The sequence below is a fragment of the Streptomyces sp. JLBG701 genome (assembly GCF_058544905.1).
Window position 1 is genome coordinate 3,335,747 of record NZ_CM178588.1, and the last position, 13,016, is coordinate 3,348,762.

A 13,016-nucleotide genomic window follows, 5' to 3' on the forward strand; every position below is an offset into this window, starting at 1 on the left:
GTCCCATCGTCTCACCGTGGCCACTCACGCGCCCTGGTGTTGTGCAAGAGGTGTGCAAGTTCGGTTTGCACGGCGGCAGTTCTCTTGAGTGACACACATATGCCCAGGTGGGACGAGGGGTCATGGCACTGACAGAGAAACCACCGACGATGCTGAGCCACGGCGAACTGCCGTACCCGCCCGGAACGCTCGTCGAAGACACAAGGCACCAGCGGACCGGCGAACTCCTCGGCGTGATCGATGAACGCATCAAGGAGACGGGGAAGCTGTTCAGCCGTACGGCTTACCTCCGCCCCAAGGGGGGTGGCATGGAATGGGACGTCCCTTTGGACGCCATCCGGCCCGTCGAGAACCGTTAGGCGTCCCGACCAAGCGCGCGGCCCTCGTCACCCCGGGCGACGTCATCGGCTACGAGGGCGAGTGGCGCACCGTCAAGGAGGTGACCACCGCCCAGGGCCCGATGGGCGGGTTAGCCGTCGTCGTCACCTGGGAGGAGGGCGGCACGGCGCGCTTTCCCGCCGGGGACGAACTCCTCCTGGAAGAACCAGACCCCGCCTGACCAGCAACGAGGCCCCATCCCAACTCGATGAGGTGGGGCCTCATTCTGTTCAGCGCTACGAGGTACCTGCGCAACCCAAACGGCTACCCACAGGGCCGACCGGGGACGACACGCTCGCATGGTCGGACATCGCCAGGGACGCGGGCACGGTGTACTTCACCCGCGAGGAGATCCGGCTCCCGGAGGAGCTCGCCAGCCGAAGGCTCGCTATCTCCGCTTTCAGACACCCTCGCCGACGAACCACTTGCCGGGGCAACTCACCAGCCACGAAAGCCAGGAGGATCGCCGTGTACGAGATGCGTCCAGTTGCCGCCGAGGATCAGGAAGCGATTGCCGCGATGGTGCGAGCGCGTATGGCCTGGATGCGGGAGCGTGGTGTCCCCGACTGGCCCCGGACCGATGAAGACGTGAACATCATCGCCTCTCAGGCCGCCGACCCGAGCTTCCCCGTCTGGGCTCTCTTCGACGGCGGCCAGGTCATCGGCTGTACCACTGTGTTCACCGCGACTCCGGAATGGGGCTGGACCACCGAGGAACTGGCCCAGAGCGCCTACTTCCTGGCGACGTCGTTCACCCACCCCGCCCACCGACGGGACCGACCCGGTCGCCTGATGGCGTGGTGGGCTGTGAACCGGGCAGCCCATCAGGGCGTCGAGTGGGTGCGCCGCGGGACCTTCACGGCACGGCTCATGACCTACTACCGTGACGTGCAGGGTTGGGGGTTGGTCCACACTCCCCGCCGCAGGGACCGCACCGCCTACCTGATGGCCCGCAGGGCAGAGGCTCTGCCCGAGCTGATGGCGGCAATCAAGGACTCCGACACCCCGGCAGACTGACAGCGGCACACAACATCCGTTCCGGCCCCCTCCCGTACGCTGCGGCCCCATGAACGCCATGAACGCCTCGCACACCGCCCCTCAGTCGAAGATCGCGATCGTGACGGGCGCGGGTTCCGGTATCGGCCGCGCCGTCGCCGTAGAACTCCTACGCACAGGCTGGTCGGTGGCGCTGGCCGGCCGTCGCGCCGAGGCTCTGGAGGAGACGGCGGCGCTGGTGCCCGAGGGCGCCTCCATCGTCGTACGTACGGATGTGTCGCGGCCGGATGATGTGGCCGCACTCTTCGCCGCGACCACCGACCGCTTCGGTCGGCTCGACCTGCTGTTCAACAACGCGGGGACGTTCGGGCCGGGTGGGGTGCCGGTCGAGGAGTTGCCCTATGACGCGTGGCGGCACGTGGTGGACACCAACCTCAACGGGGCGTTCCTGTGTGCGCAGGCGGCGTACCGGCAGATGAAGGAGCAGGATCCGCAGGGCGGGCGGATCATCAACAACGGGTCCATCTCCGCCCATACGCCTCGGCCGCACTCCGTCGCCTACACCGCCACCAAGCACGCGCTGACCGGGCTGACCAAGTCGCTGTCGCTGGACGGGCGGCCGTACCGGATCGCGGTGGGGCAGATCGACATCGGGAACGCGGCGACCGAGATGACCGCGCGGATGCAAACGGGAGCGCTGCAGGCCAACGGGGAGGTGGCGGTGGAGCCCGTGATGGATGTCGCGGATGTGGCGACGACCGTGCGGCACATGGCTGAGCTGCCGCTTGAAGCGAACGTGCAGTTCACGACCGTAATGGCTACGACTATACCCTATGTGGGGCGCGGCTGAGGGGTCGGGCCGCCCCTCGTCAACTACTCAATTTGCACAACCGGAATTGATTCCTCCGTAGCGTTCGGGCCGGTTGCTGACCTATGCTCAATTTCTCTCTCCACGAAAGCTTCACACTTGGAGCACTGAACTTCCGCTGACCACACCGAGGGGGGAAGGGGCAGTCGTTCCACGGCACGGGTGGGGGTGGACCTCGCGTGGGACCGCGAGGTACGCACCGGGCCGTGGGACGGCTGCCGTATACGTCAACTCCGGCGTCGTCGCAGCGCGTACGCCCCGCCCGCCAGCAGTGCCGCCACTCCCCCGGCCCCGCCGAGCAGCCCCCAGGACGTGTCCGCGGCCGCGCCCGGCGCACCGGCGGCCGCCTGTACGGCCTTCTGCGTGGGCGTCGGACTCGCACTCGCCCCGCCGCCCTCGCTCAGCGGCTCGACCAGCGTGCCGACCGCCTGCGCCGAACTCGCCTTCGCGAAGCCCCAGTCGAGCAGCGCGGCCGTCTCCTCGTAGACGGCGTTGTTGCCGCTGGCGGGATGCAGCACGGTGACGAGGAGGGTCCGGCCGTCGCGCGTGGCCGCGCCGGTGAAGGTGTTGCCGGCGTCGCTGGTGTAGCCGTTCTTCACGCCGATCAGGCCCTTGTACGTGTCCAGGCCCCAGGCGCCGGTGAGCAGGCGGTCGGTGTTCTGGATCTGGAAGGTCTTCTTGCCGCCGGCCGGGAAGTTCGCGGTCTTCGTGGCGCAGTAGGAGCGGAAGTCGGCGTCCCGCAGGCCGTGCCGGGCGAAGAGCGTGAGGTCGTACGCCGACGACAGCTGACCCTTGTGGTCGAAGCCGTCGGGGCTGACCACGTGAGTGTCCAGGGCCTGGAGGTCCTCCGCCCTGGCCTGCATCTCGGTGACCGTCTCGGGGAGCCCGCCGTTCATGCGGGCGAGCACATGCACGGCGTCGTTGCCCGAGCGCAGGAACACGCCCTGCCACAACTGCTCGACGGTGTAGGTGATTCCGGGCTTGATGCCGACGAGGCTGGAGCCCGAGGGTATTCCGACCAGGTCGGCGTCGGTCACCTTGTAGCGCTCGGTCCGCTCGAACTTCTCCAGCACCGTGTCGGCGAAGAGCATCTTCAGTGTGGACGCGGGTGCGAGGCGCTGGTGCGCGCGATACGAGGCGAGCACCTCGCCGCTCTCGTGGTCGGCGACGAGCCAGGCGCGGGCGGTGATCTTCTTGGGGAGCCCGGTCGCGCCAAGCACCTGGATGCCGTCCCGGGCCAGTCGCTCACCGCCGATCACGGTGGCGGCGGAGGCGGCAGAGGCGGGGGTCGCCGCAATGAGGGGCAGGCATGCGGCGGTCAGGCCCAGGGCGGCACGCCGGGTGCGCGGAATGGAGTCGTGCATCCGGGGACCGTACAAAGTCAGTCTGTGGGAGCGGCGACGGGGGCCGTGGAAAGGTGCGGGCCCTCCCTGTGAACCGGCCCGCCGTCCCGTCGGTAGGCGCGCACCGGAAGGGCCCGCTGTCTCTTCACCACCCACCCACTCAACAGGGGTTTCCTGGCAGGAAGCCCTTGGCAGCTTAGGAATCAGCTGTCTTACCGAATTCTGATTCCGAACCCTTTTTTCTCAGTCCTCACACATCCTTTACTCAGCGGTACTCAAAGGTTTCTCCATAGCTTGTGGCCGCGCCCACAGCGGGCGCCAAGAACCTTTGAGGAACGGGATGTTTGGCATCTATCTCAAGCGTGAGCTGGGCCGGCGCAAGAAGGCGGCGCTGGTCATCGCCATGGGTCTGGCGCTCGGAATCGCGCTGGTCATCACCGTGAACTCGGTGTCGGCCGGCATGACGCAGGCTCAGGACAAGGTCCTGAAGTCGCTCTACGGCCTCGGCACCGACATGACCGTCACCAAGGCGGCGACGGCACCCACCGGGAACAGTTCGGGAAGACCGAACTTCGAATTCGACGCCTCTTCCGACGAGGACGACTCGCAGAGTTCCGACCGCGTGATGGCCTCGGGCGGGCAGACCCTGAGCGCCTCGCTGGTCAAGAAGGTCGCCTCACAGACGGGCGTGTCCACCGCCGTCGGCGCGATCACCCTGAACGTCACCAAGGTCGACGGCTCCTTCACCCAGGGCAAGGCCCAGTCGTCGGACTCCTCCAGCTCCTCCTCGCAGCAGGGCGGCCCCGGCGGCAGCCAGGGCGGCACCAGCACCGGCCAGCCGCAGGTGCAGGGCGGCGGCGCCTCCTTCGACGTGAACTCGTACTCGGTCGCCGGCGTCGACGTCTCCAACCTGGACCTCGGTCCGCTGGCCACGTCGAAGATCACCTCCGGCAAGGCGTTCACCACCTCGCAGACCAACGCGAAGGTCGCGGTCGTCAGCAAGTCGTACGCCAAGGAGAACAGCTACAAGGTCGGCAAGACCTTCAAGATCTCCGGCACCAAGTACACGATCATCGGCATCGCGACGCCCGACAGCAGCGAGTCCACCACCGACGTCTACCTGCCGCTGAAGCAGGCGCAGACGCTGGCCGACTCGAAGAACAAGGTCACCACGATCTACGTCAAGGCGACCGACTCCAAGCAGATCGACACCGTCAAGGCGACGATCCAGAAGAACATCTCCGGTACGACCGTCACGACCTCCGCGGACCTCGCGGACACCGTCTCCGGCTCACTGTCCACCGCCTCCGACCTGGCGACCAGCGTCGGCAAGTGGCTGTCCATCGCGGTGCTGATCGCCGCGTTCCTGGTGGCCGCGCTGCTCACCTCCTCCGCGGTCTCCCGCCGGGTGCGTGAGTTCGGCACCCTGAAGGCGCTCGGCTGGCCGTCCCGCAAGGTCACCCGGCAGGTCGTCGGCGAGTCCATGGTCAACGGTCTCATCGGCGGCGCCCTCGGTATCGCGCTCGGCCTCGCCGCCGCGTACACGGTGACGCTGATCAGCCCCACCCTGCAGGCCGAGCTCGGCTCGACCGCCACGGGCGGCGGCATGGGCGGCGGCCCCGGCGGTGGCGGCCCTGGCCAGCAGGCCACCTCCAGCACCATGGAGATCGCCCTCTCGGCCCCGGTCTCGCTGACCACCATCGCCCTCGCGGTCGGCCTCGCGGTCACCGGCGGTCTGATCGCCGGCGCGATGGGCGGCTGGCGCGCCTCCCGGATGCGCCCGGCGGACGCGCTGCGCAGCGTCTCCTGACCCGCCTCACCCCTTGAACAGGGGCGCCGCCTCCACTCCCCCCGGGAGGCGGCGCCCCGCCCCTCTTCACTTCAGCCACGGAGAACCCATGTACAAGCTCACCGGTGTCACCAAGAGATACACACGGGGCAAGGAGACGGTGGAGGCGCTGCGCGGCGTCGACCTCACGATCGAGGACGGCGACCAGCTCGTCATCCAGGGCCCCACCGGCGGCGGCAAGTCGACGCTGCTCCAGATGATCGGCGGCCTCGACCGTCCGTCCGACGGCAGCGTCGAGTTGGACGGCGTGAACCTCGCGACCATCAGCGAGGCCAAGCTGACCCGGCTGCGCGCCGAAAAGATCGGCATCATCTTCCAGTCGTTCAACCTCATCCCGACGCTGACCGCGCAGGAGAACGTCGAGACGGCGCTCGTACCGCTCGGTGTGAAGCCCAAGGAGCGGCGTGAGCGGGCCGCCGAGGCGCTGAGCTCGGTCGGTCTCGGCGACCGTCTGGGCCACGCGCCGTCGGAACTGTCCGGCGGCCAGCAGCAGCGTGTCGCCATCGCGCGCGCCCTGGTCAAGAAGCCGAAGGTGCTGCTCGCGGACGAGCCCACCGGCAACCTCGACGAGGGCACCCGTGACGACATCATGGCGCTGCTCGAAGGGCTGTGGCACGAGTACGGGCTGACGTTCATCATGGTCACCCATGACTCGTCGATCGCTCGGCGGGCGCCGCGCCTGGCCACCATCAAGGCCGGTCAGATCACGCTCACCGAGCAGCAGCAGGCGCAGCAGCCGTTCGCCCAGTACGGCGGGCAGGGGTACTAGTCGTTCGTCTGCGGGTGCATGGGGGCTGGTCGCGCAGTTCCCCGCGCCCCTTAGGTGGGACCGCTCACCGCCCGAGTATGAGGTCGACCTCGGCCAGCTGCTCTGCGGTGAGCGGTCCTTTCGCGATCGCGCCCGCGTTCGCCTCAGCCTGCTCGACCGAGCGGAACCCCGGGATCGGGACGGTCAATGGACTGCGTGCCCACAGCCAGGCCAGGGCGCCCTGGGCGAGGGTGCGGCCGTCGCTGGTGAGGATCTCCTTGAGCGCGTCGACCCGGGCGAGCCAGTCCGCGTCGGCACCGGCGCCCTCCTGGAAACCCTGCAACCAGGCCGGCGGCCTGCTGCGGATGTCCCCGGCCTCCAGAGCCCCTTCACGCTTCCCCGCGAGCAACCCCATTGCCAGCGGACTGCGGTTGATGCTCGCGAGCTCCAACTCCTCGCACAGCGCGATCATTTCGGGCGCGTCCTGGAGCACGTTGATCGCGTGCTGTACGGCCGCGCAGTGCTCCCCCTCCGCGAACACCCGTGCCCTGGCCGGGTCGTCGGTGCTCCACGCGTAGGCCCGGATGAGCCCTTCGCGCACGAACTCCTCGCAGATGTCCCGGAGTTGGGCGGCCCGCTCGGGGTCGGCGTCGGAGAGGTGGAGTTGGTAGAGGTCGACGTGGTCGGTGTCCAGGCGGCGCAGGGAGGCGGTCAGCGCGCGGCGGGCGTACGCCGGGGAGTCGTCGCCGCCGGTGAGGGTGCGGGTCTCCTCGTCGAAGACGTTGCCCCACTTGGTGGCGACGACCACCTCGTCCCGGCGCTTGCCGAGGGCACGGCCGAGGACGCGTTCGCTGTGTCCGGCGCCGTAGGTGTCGGCGGTGTCGAAGAAGGTGACACCGAGGTCGAGGGCGCGCCGGATCGCCCGTACGGACTCGTCGTCGTCGACCTTGCCCCAGCCCAGGGGCTGCCCGTCGGTGTTCTGCCACTCACCGCCGATGGCCCAGCAGCCGAAGCCGAGAGCACTGACCTCGATGCCGGTGCGGCCCAGCGTCCTGTTGTGCGAAAACGTCTCCATGCCCCAGGACGTTAGGAGTTGGAGCGCACACGAAGGCAAGCGGTTTCACGGACTCGCGCGGTACGGCTTGCCAAGCCTGCCCTGTTTCTACGCCTGGCCGGTCTCGAAGCGGGCGATCCTGCCGTCGTCCGCGACCTCGAAGCTCCAGCGGGTGCGCATCTCGCCCCAAGTGTCGTTGCTGTAGCGGGCGATGAGGGCGCGGCCGCCCTTCGACTCGTTGTCGACCTCCATGTGACCGTGGGAGGAGAAGATCTCACGGTCGATCCAGTCGGAGAGGTCGCGGTCGGAGCCGTCGTCGGACATGGTCGCGCCCGGTGCGAGGAGGGCCTGGAAGGCGTCGCGGTCGTGGGAGTTGACGGCGCTGACGAAGGCCCGGACGGCCGGATCGCTGAGCTTGGCTGTCTGAATCGTCATGACGGCCAGACTCGCACCGCCCCCGCGACGCCGCCACCCGAACGGCGCCCAGGACGGGCCCACCGGGTGTCGTCGGTGCGACGGTGGGAGGCGGGCGGAGCTGTTCCCACTGCCTGTTGTCCGTTGCCCGTATGTCTGTTCCGGGAGTCATCGTGACCTGTTACGACCGACGTGATCTGGGCCTGTTGCTGCTGCGGCTGGGGACCGGCGGCGTGCTGGCCGCGCACGGCGCGCAGAAGCTGTTCGGCTGGTTCGGCGGGGGCGGCATCGCGGGGACCGGCCAGTTCATGGAGGCCGTCGGTTTCCGGCCGGGCAAGGCGAGCGCGACGGCGGCGGGCCTCGCGGAGACGGGCGGCGGCGCACTGCTGGCGCTGGGGCTCGCGACCCCCGCGGCCGGAGCGGCGGCGGCCGGCGCGATGGCGGGAGCGGCCGCCGTACATCTGCCGAACGGGTTCTTCGCGCAGGGCGGCGGTTACGAGTACGCGGCCTCCCTCGGTCTCACCGCTGCCGGGCTCGCCGTCACGGGGCCCGGCCACCTCTCCCTCGACCACGCGCTCGGCCACACCGTCAACCGGGGCTGGATGGTGCCGGCCGCGTTCGCGGTGACGGGGGCGGCCACGGCGCTGGTGGTGGGGGCGCGGAGCAAGCGGATGCGGCGGGCGCAGGAGGGGGAGCAGGAGGGGGAGCAGGAGGCGTTGTTCGAGGAGTCGTTCGAGGAGTATAGGTAGCCCCGCAAGCTGCGAAGTGGGGTAGCCGTAAGCTGCCCGCATGACCGATCAGGGCACGCCCCCTGCCGCTTCCGCGGAAACGGCCGCGGACCTCTGGGCCTCCATCGACGACCTGTGGGCCTGGCTGGACGCCAACCGTCCGTTCGGCGGCCGGGAGGGCATGCCGCTGTGCATGCTGAAGCTGTCCGAGGAGGTCGGCGAGGTCGCCGAGGCGGTAATCGGCGCGACGGGGCAGAACCCGCGCAAGGGCACCAGCCACACCTGGGACGACGTCCAGTCCGAGCTGTGCGACGTCGTCATCACGGCCCTGATCGCCCTGCGCACACTGACCCCGGACACCCGCGAGGTCTTCACCCGCCACCTCGCCCGGGTGACGGAACGCTCGCTCGGCACCGGCCGGGCCTCCTAGGACCCAGGACCCGTCATGCAGATCACCCTTCTGGGCGCCACCGGTCCCACCGGACAGCAGATCCTCGAACAGGCCCTGGCGGCCGGACACCGGGTCACCGTGCTGGTCCGCGACCCGTCCCGGCTGCCGCAGCGCGACCAGTCCGGGGTCACCGTCGTCACCGGCGACGCCACCCGGGTCGACGACGTCAAGCGGGCGCTGACCGGCAGCCAGGCGGCGCTGTCCGCGCTGGGCTCGGGCGGCAAGTTCAAGTCGGACATCGCGAGCCGCTCCGTGCGGGCGCTGATCCCGGCCGCCGAGGAGACCGGGGTGCGGCGGGTCGTCGTACTGTCCGCGTTCGGTGTGGGTGAGACGCTGCGGCACTACAAGGTCGTCCAGCGCGCGGGCGTCATGCTCGTGATGAAGGACCAGTTCGCGGACAAGGCCGCCGCCGACGGGGAGATCCGCGCGAGCGGCCTGGACTGGACCCTGGTCTACCCGACGATGCTGACCAAGGGCGCGTACACGGGCACGTACACCGTACGGGACGTCCCCACCGGCACCGACACGGTCGGCGGTCGCATCAGCCGCGCCGACGTCGCGGACTTCATGCTGCTCCAGGCGGGCAGCGAGGAGTGGTCACGGCGTACGGCGGTGCTCACGCACTGAGGGCGCCCGCGTTACCGCGCGGGACACGGGGCTTCACATGGTGGGGCTAGGGTCTGTCCGGCGGAGCAGGTCGCAGGGAAGAAACGGCCCCTTACAGGCGCAGGCCAGACCCCGCGTCTGCGGCGTGATCCGCCGGACAGGCCCTGGGCTTCGGGGCCTTCGACATGGAGCTGAGCCGCGGAGGTTGCCTGATCATGGAGGTACATCACAGACCGTGTAGTTGCGGTGTGACCGTCTTGCTGACCGGTCTGCCCAGCGCGGGGAAGTCGACGATCGCGCGGCTGCTCGCCGAGCGGTTGCGCGTGGCCGCCCACCGGGTGGAGGTGCTGGACGGCGACGCAATGCGCACGTCGCTGACGGCCGGGCTGGGCTTCTCTCGCGCCGACCGCGACGCGAACGTACAGCGGATCGGCCTGGTGGCCGAAGTGCTGGCCCGTAACGGCGTGATCGTCCTGGTGCCGGTCATCGCCCCCTACGCGGAGAGCCGCGACGCGGTGCGCGAGCGCCACGCGAGGAGCGCCACGGCTTTCCTGGAGGTCCATGTGGCTACGCCGGTCGACGTCTGCGCCGAGCGGGACGTGAAGGGGCTCTACGCCAGACAGGCGGCCGGTGAGCTCTCGGGGCTGACCGGGGTGGACGACCCGTACGAGATACCGGAGACCCCGGACCTGATCGTCCCCGCCCACACCCAGTCGGCCGATGACTCCGTCGCGATGCTGATGGACCTGCTGGTGAAGAAGCGCTTCGTGGAGTGACCGGGACGACGGTCCCGCGAAGGGCTACTCACCACCGGATCTCGCGTCCTCCAGTTCGGGCGTGACCTCCGTCTTCTCCGCCGCCTTCGAGGATTCGGGCAGCGTGCGTCGGCGGGTGGCCAGGGTCCAGCCGATGGCGATGACCGCGGCCACCGTGAGGGTGACCAGCATCAACGTGGTGTGGGAGCCGGCGCTGTCGGCCGCCCGGGCGACCGGGTTGGGCAGGCCGAGCCGGTCGATCAGCCAGCCGAGGGCCGCCGTTCCGGTGAGGACCGCGCCGCCGACCCGGACCGCGGACTGAATCCGCAGCCGCGCGACGACCAGCAGCGTGGGCAACGCGAGGCAGACCAGCAGGAGTTGGACCAGTTCGATGCCCAGGTTGAAGCCGAGGAGGCTGAACACGAGCTGTCCGGTGGACAGTTGCATCTCGGCGAGCACGAAGGAGAACGCCATGCCGTGGCCGAGCCCGAAGACGCCGGCCACGACCGCTTCCCGGCCGGGGAACAGTGGGCGGATCGCGTGCACGGCACCGACGAGGATGCTGGCGGCGATGAACGCCTCGACCGGCCAGCTGGGGATCTCCAGGCGGCCAAGGGCGGTGGCGGCCAGCGCGATGGAGTGGCCGACGGTGAAGGCGAGCGTAATCCGGCCGATGCGCACGAGCGCGGCACGGGCGCCGACCAGTCCGTCCCAGTGTCGGCCACGGGCCAGCAGCGGTGCCGGCAGCAGCAGGATGAGCAGGAACAGCAGGTGGTCGGTGCCGGTGAGGATGTGGTCGCCGCCGAGTTCGAGCATGGCGAGGAAACCGCGCCAGGCGCTGCCGTCGCCGAGGTCGACGGTCAGGGCGGGGACGGTCATCTTCCGGGTGTCGAGACGCACGGTGCCGACCTGGGTGGTACCCACTTCGCCGACCCGGCCGGCGGCCCAGTCCTGTCGTACGGTCACCAGCGCCACGTGGGTGACGACCTGGTGGACGATCACGTCGTAGTCAAGTTTGAAGTGCCGTACATCGGCGCCCGTCGGCGGGGTGAACACGGCCTCGGCGACCAGCTCGCGGTACGGGCCGGTGGAGGTCTGCTGGGTGCGGCCGAGGCTCAGCGCGCCGATGCCGACCTGCCAGGCCTCGCCCTTCAGCGTGGTCGGGCGGATGTGCTGGGCGAGGTAGGTGCGGACGGCCTCGGCCTTGGTGGGCAGGGCGGCCGACTTGATGGTGGTCAGGTCGATGCCGCTGGCCGTGGCGAGGTCACCGGCCGGCAGTTCGAGGCGCGCGGTGACCGAGTCCTTGTACACGTCGAGCTGGACCACCGAGTGCGGCATCGGATGCGCGGCGGCCGGCGACGCCCCGAGAAGGAGCGCCGCCGGTACCGCGATCGCGATCCCGGCCACCAGGCGGAGTGCTGTGGTCAGCCAGTTTCGCGGTCGGATCATGAGAAGGAGAACTCGCTGCCGTAGTCGCGGGTGTGGTCGCGGTACACGGTGTGGTAGTGGACCTTGCCCTGGATGACGAGGCCGTTCTGGCAGACGAACTCGACCCACACGCCGGGACCGTCGATGCGCACGTAGTCGCCCTGGGTGTCGAGGGCGGTGCCGCCGGAGTAGGCCACGTAGGTCTCGTTCAGCTCACGCTCGTACGTCTTCATGAGCTTCTTCGCGGTGGCGTCGTCCACGTTGGAGACCCAGGGGTAGATGGCCTTCAGGACCAGCTTCTGCTGCTTGGGCGACAGCTCGCTGACCTTGATGCCTTCCTTGGTCTCCGGGAACTGGCCGTCCTCGCCCGGGCCGAGGAGCACGTCGTTGTACGTCCCGGACAGCTTGGCCGTGGCCAGCTGCTCGGTGCTCAGGCTGCCGGTCAGCGCGAGCATGCCGTTGCGCTGTTCCTCCAGCGGCGAGTACGTGGTGCCGTCGTCGGCGGTCCAGCTGGTGGGCTCGACTCCGATGAAGAAGGGGCTGGCGCCTGCCACCTTGCCCTTCTTGTAGGTGAGGTTCACGGCGAGGTGGTGGCCGCCGAAGTGCAGCTGCCAGGTGCCGTCCGCCGAGGGGGTGCCCAGGAACGCCATGTAGTAGAGGCCGCTGCCGTAGCCGAAGGAGCCGCCTCCGCCGGTGCCGCCGGAGGGCGGGGTGCCCGTCGGGGCGTCGGTGGCCGTGGAGCTCGGGTCGGCCGTGGCGGACGGGTCCGCGGAGGCGGTGCTCGACGCGGTGTCCGAGGGCGCGGGGCCCGTCCCCGCGGAGCTGGTGGCCTGCACCGAGGCGAGCACGTCGTCGGCCTTGATGATCTGCGTGATCTGGTCGTACCCGCTGCCCTTGCCGGTGCCCGTGGCCACCTTCAACAGCTGCACGGCGGCGGCCAGTTGGGTGTCGCTCAGGGAGCCGAGCTCGATGCCGGGACGGCAGGTCGACCCGCACGGCAGGTTCGACCACGCCGTGGCGTTCGCCTCGGTGAGCTCAAGCAGCACCTCGGCCTGCTGGTCGGAGTCCAGGGTGTTCAGGAACGCGTTGGCGGCGCTGACCACGGCCTTGGTGCCGGTGGCCTTCTTGTCGACCGGGCGCTGGACCCCTACGGCTGCCTTGTCCGCCTTGATGTCCGTCGAGGCACTCGCCACGGCGATACCGCCACCGACCAGCGCGACCGTCGCGGCGGCACCGGCTATACGCACCCAAGTCCGTCGCGTGCGTACGCGACGGGTTCTTTCTCTGCTCACGAACCACTCCTGTTGACCTGGAATGTCTTGTCGACACGATTGTTGACAAGATTATCGAGAGTCTTACCGAAATCTCAATGCATTACCAGGTGAATAAAAGAAGCTT

15 protein-coding genes are annotated in these 13,016 nt (G+C 69.3%); 10 read left to right on the top strand and 5 right to left on the bottom strand.

Translation table 11 applies throughout. The features are described from left to right. Positions 1-122: 122 nt before the first annotated feature. The 4 genes from AC5DRG_RS15250 to AC5DRG_RS15265 all read left to right on the top strand — a co-directional run bounded on the left by AC5DRG_RS15250 (position 123) and on the right by AC5DRG_RS15265 (position 2,224). The gene (locus AC5DRG_RS15250; RefSeq protein ID WP_491811036.1) at positions 123-359 is read left to right on the top strand and encodes a hypothetical protein; all 237 of its coding nucleotides are present in this window, start codon (positions 123-125) and stop codon (positions 357-359) included. After that, a complete protein-coding gene (locus AC5DRG_RS15255) occupies positions 314-559 on the top strand; it encodes a hypothetical protein (protein WP_491811037.1) in 246 nt (81 codons plus the stop codon). The genes AC5DRG_RS15250 and AC5DRG_RS15255 overlap by 46 nt, the downstream gene beginning before the upstream one ends. A gap of 287 nt (positions 560-846) precedes the next feature. Next, positions 847-1,395 carry a GNAT family N-acetyltransferase gene (locus AC5DRG_RS15260; RefSeq protein WP_491811038.1) on the top strand — a complete coding sequence of 183 codons (549 nt, stop codon included), beginning with the start codon at positions 847-849 and terminating at the stop codon, positions 1,393-1,395. A 49-nt stretch (positions 1,396-1,444) separates the two neighbouring features. Beyond that, the gene (locus tag AC5DRG_RS15265) at positions 1,445-2,224 is read left to right on the top strand and encodes an SDR family oxidoreductase (RefSeq protein WP_491811039.1); all 780 of its coding nucleotides are present in this window, start codon (positions 1,445-1,447) and stop codon (positions 2,222-2,224) included. Between the two features lie 245 nt (positions 2,225-2,469). On the opposite strand, the gene AC5DRG_RS15270 is transcribed toward AC5DRG_RS15265, so the two are convergent. Further along, positions 2,470-3,606 carry a D-alanyl-D-alanine carboxypeptidase family protein gene (locus AC5DRG_RS15270; protein ID WP_491811040.1) on the bottom strand — a complete coding sequence of 379 codons (1,137 nt, stop codon included), beginning with the start codon at positions 3,604-3,606 and terminating at the stop codon, positions 2,470-2,472. A 319-nt stretch (positions 3,607-3,925) separates the two neighbouring features. On the opposite strand from AC5DRG_RS15270, the gene AC5DRG_RS15275 reads away from it, so the two are divergent. Both AC5DRG_RS15275 and AC5DRG_RS15280 read left to right on the top strand, forming a co-directional pair. Continuing rightward, positions 3,926-5,395, top strand: a complete 1,470-nt coding sequence (locus AC5DRG_RS15275; RefSeq protein WP_491811041.1) for an ABC transporter permease — start codon at positions 3,926-3,928, stop codon at positions 5,393-5,395. Between the two features lie 88 nt (positions 5,396-5,483). Further along, positions 5,484-6,203 (top strand): ABC transporter ATP-binding protein, encoded by a 720-nt coding sequence (locus AC5DRG_RS15280; protein ID WP_491811042.1) that lies wholly within the window; start codon positions 5,484-5,486, stop codon positions 6,201-6,203. Between the two features lie 64 nt (positions 6,204-6,267). On the opposite strand, the gene AC5DRG_RS15285 is transcribed toward AC5DRG_RS15280, so the two are convergent. Next, complete coding sequence (locus AC5DRG_RS15285) at positions 6,268-7,257, bottom strand: aldo/keto reductase (RefSeq protein WP_491811043.1); 990 nt, start codon at positions 7,255-7,257, stop codon at positions 6,268-6,270. 87 nt (positions 7,258-7,344) lie between these two features. Beyond that, positions 7,345-7,671 carry a nuclear transport factor 2 family protein gene (locus tag AC5DRG_RS15290; RefSeq protein ID WP_491811044.1) on the bottom strand — a complete coding sequence of 109 codons (327 nt, stop codon included), beginning with the start codon at positions 7,669-7,671 and terminating at the stop codon, positions 7,345-7,347. Between the two features lie 152 nt (positions 7,672-7,823). Here AC5DRG_RS15290 and AC5DRG_RS15295 point away from each other — a divergent pair, with 152 nt between their 5' ends. From AC5DRG_RS15295 to cysC, 4 genes are all read left to right on the top strand, one after another. After that, positions 7,824-8,399 (top strand): DoxX family protein, encoded by a 576-nt coding sequence (locus AC5DRG_RS15295; protein ID WP_491811045.1) that lies wholly within the window; start codon positions 7,824-7,826, stop codon positions 8,397-8,399. Between the two features lie 40 nt (positions 8,400-8,439). Next, positions 8,440-8,808 (top strand): MazG-like family protein, encoded by a 369-nt coding sequence (locus AC5DRG_RS15300; RefSeq protein ID WP_491811046.1) that lies wholly within the window; start codon positions 8,440-8,442, stop codon positions 8,806-8,808. Positions 8,809-8,823: 15 nt separating this feature from the next. Further along, complete coding sequence (locus tag AC5DRG_RS15305) at positions 8,824-9,456, top strand: NAD(P)-dependent oxidoreductase (protein ID WP_491811047.1); 633 nt, start codon at positions 8,824-8,826, stop codon at positions 9,454-9,456. Between the two features lie 194 nt (positions 9,457-9,650). Beyond that, positions 9,651-10,211 (top strand): adenylyl-sulfate kinase, encoded by a 561-nt coding sequence (gene cysC / locus AC5DRG_RS15310; RefSeq protein WP_491811048.1) that lies wholly within the window; start codon positions 9,651-9,653, stop codon positions 10,209-10,211. Between the two features lie 24 nt (positions 10,212-10,235). On the opposite strand, the gene AC5DRG_RS15315 is transcribed toward cysC, so the two are convergent. Next, positions 10,236-11,639: a HupE/UreJ family protein gene (locus AC5DRG_RS15315; protein ID WP_491811049.1), complete on the bottom strand. Its 1,404-nt coding sequence runs from the start codon at positions 11,637-11,639 to the stop codon at positions 10,236-10,238. Beyond that, the gene (locus tag AC5DRG_RS15320) at positions 11,636-12,910 is read right to left on the bottom strand and encodes a DUF3500 domain-containing protein (RefSeq protein ID WP_491811050.1); all 1,275 of its coding nucleotides are present in this window, start codon (positions 12,908-12,910) and stop codon (positions 11,636-11,638) included. Before AC5DRG_RS15320 ends, AC5DRG_RS15315 begins: the two co-directional genes overlap by 4 nt. Positions 12,911-13,016: the final 106 nt, after the last annotated feature.

Coding starts and splice junctions, on each gene's coding strand:
- AC5DRG_RS15250 (WP_491811036.1), top strand. CDS start 123: ATGGCACTGACAGAGAAACCACCGACGATGCTGAGCCACGGCGAACTG.
- AC5DRG_RS15255 (WP_491811037.1), top strand. CDS start 314: ATGGGACGTCCCTTTGGACGCCATCCGGCCCGTCGAGAACCGTTAGGC.
- AC5DRG_RS15265 (WP_491811039.1), top strand. CDS start 1,445: ATGAACGCCATGAACGCCTCGCACACCGCCCCTCAGTCGAAGATCGCG.
- AC5DRG_RS15270 (WP_491811040.1), bottom strand. CDS start 3,606: ATGCACGACTCCATTCCGCGCACCCGGCGTGCCGCCCTGGGCCTGACC.
- AC5DRG_RS15275 (WP_491811041.1), top strand. CDS start 3,926: ATGTTTGGCATCTATCTCAAGCGTGAGCTGGGCCGGCGCAAGAAGGCG.
- AC5DRG_RS15280 (WP_491811042.1), top strand. CDS start 5,484: ATGTACAAGCTCACCGGTGTCACCAAGAGATACACACGGGGCAAGGAG.
- AC5DRG_RS15285 (WP_491811043.1), bottom strand. CDS start 7,257: ATGGAGACGTTTTCGCACAACAGGACGCTGGGCCGCACCGGCATCGAG.
- AC5DRG_RS15290 (WP_491811044.1), bottom strand. CDS start 7,671: ATGACGATTCAGACAGCCAAGCTCAGCGATCCGGCCGTCCGGGCCTTC.
- AC5DRG_RS15300 (WP_491811046.1), top strand. CDS start 8,440: ATGACCGATCAGGGCACGCCCCCTGCCGCTTCCGCGGAAACGGCCGCG.
- AC5DRG_RS15305 (WP_491811047.1), top strand. CDS start 8,824: ATGCAGATCACCCTTCTGGGCGCCACCGGTCCCACCGGACAGCAGATC.
- cysC (WP_491811048.1), top strand. CDS start 9,651: ATGGAGGTACATCACAGACCGTGTAGTTGCGGTGTGACCGTCTTGCTG.
- AC5DRG_RS15315 (WP_491811049.1), bottom strand. CDS start 11,639: ATGATCCGACCGCGAAACTGGCTGACCACAGCACTCCGCCTGGTGGCC.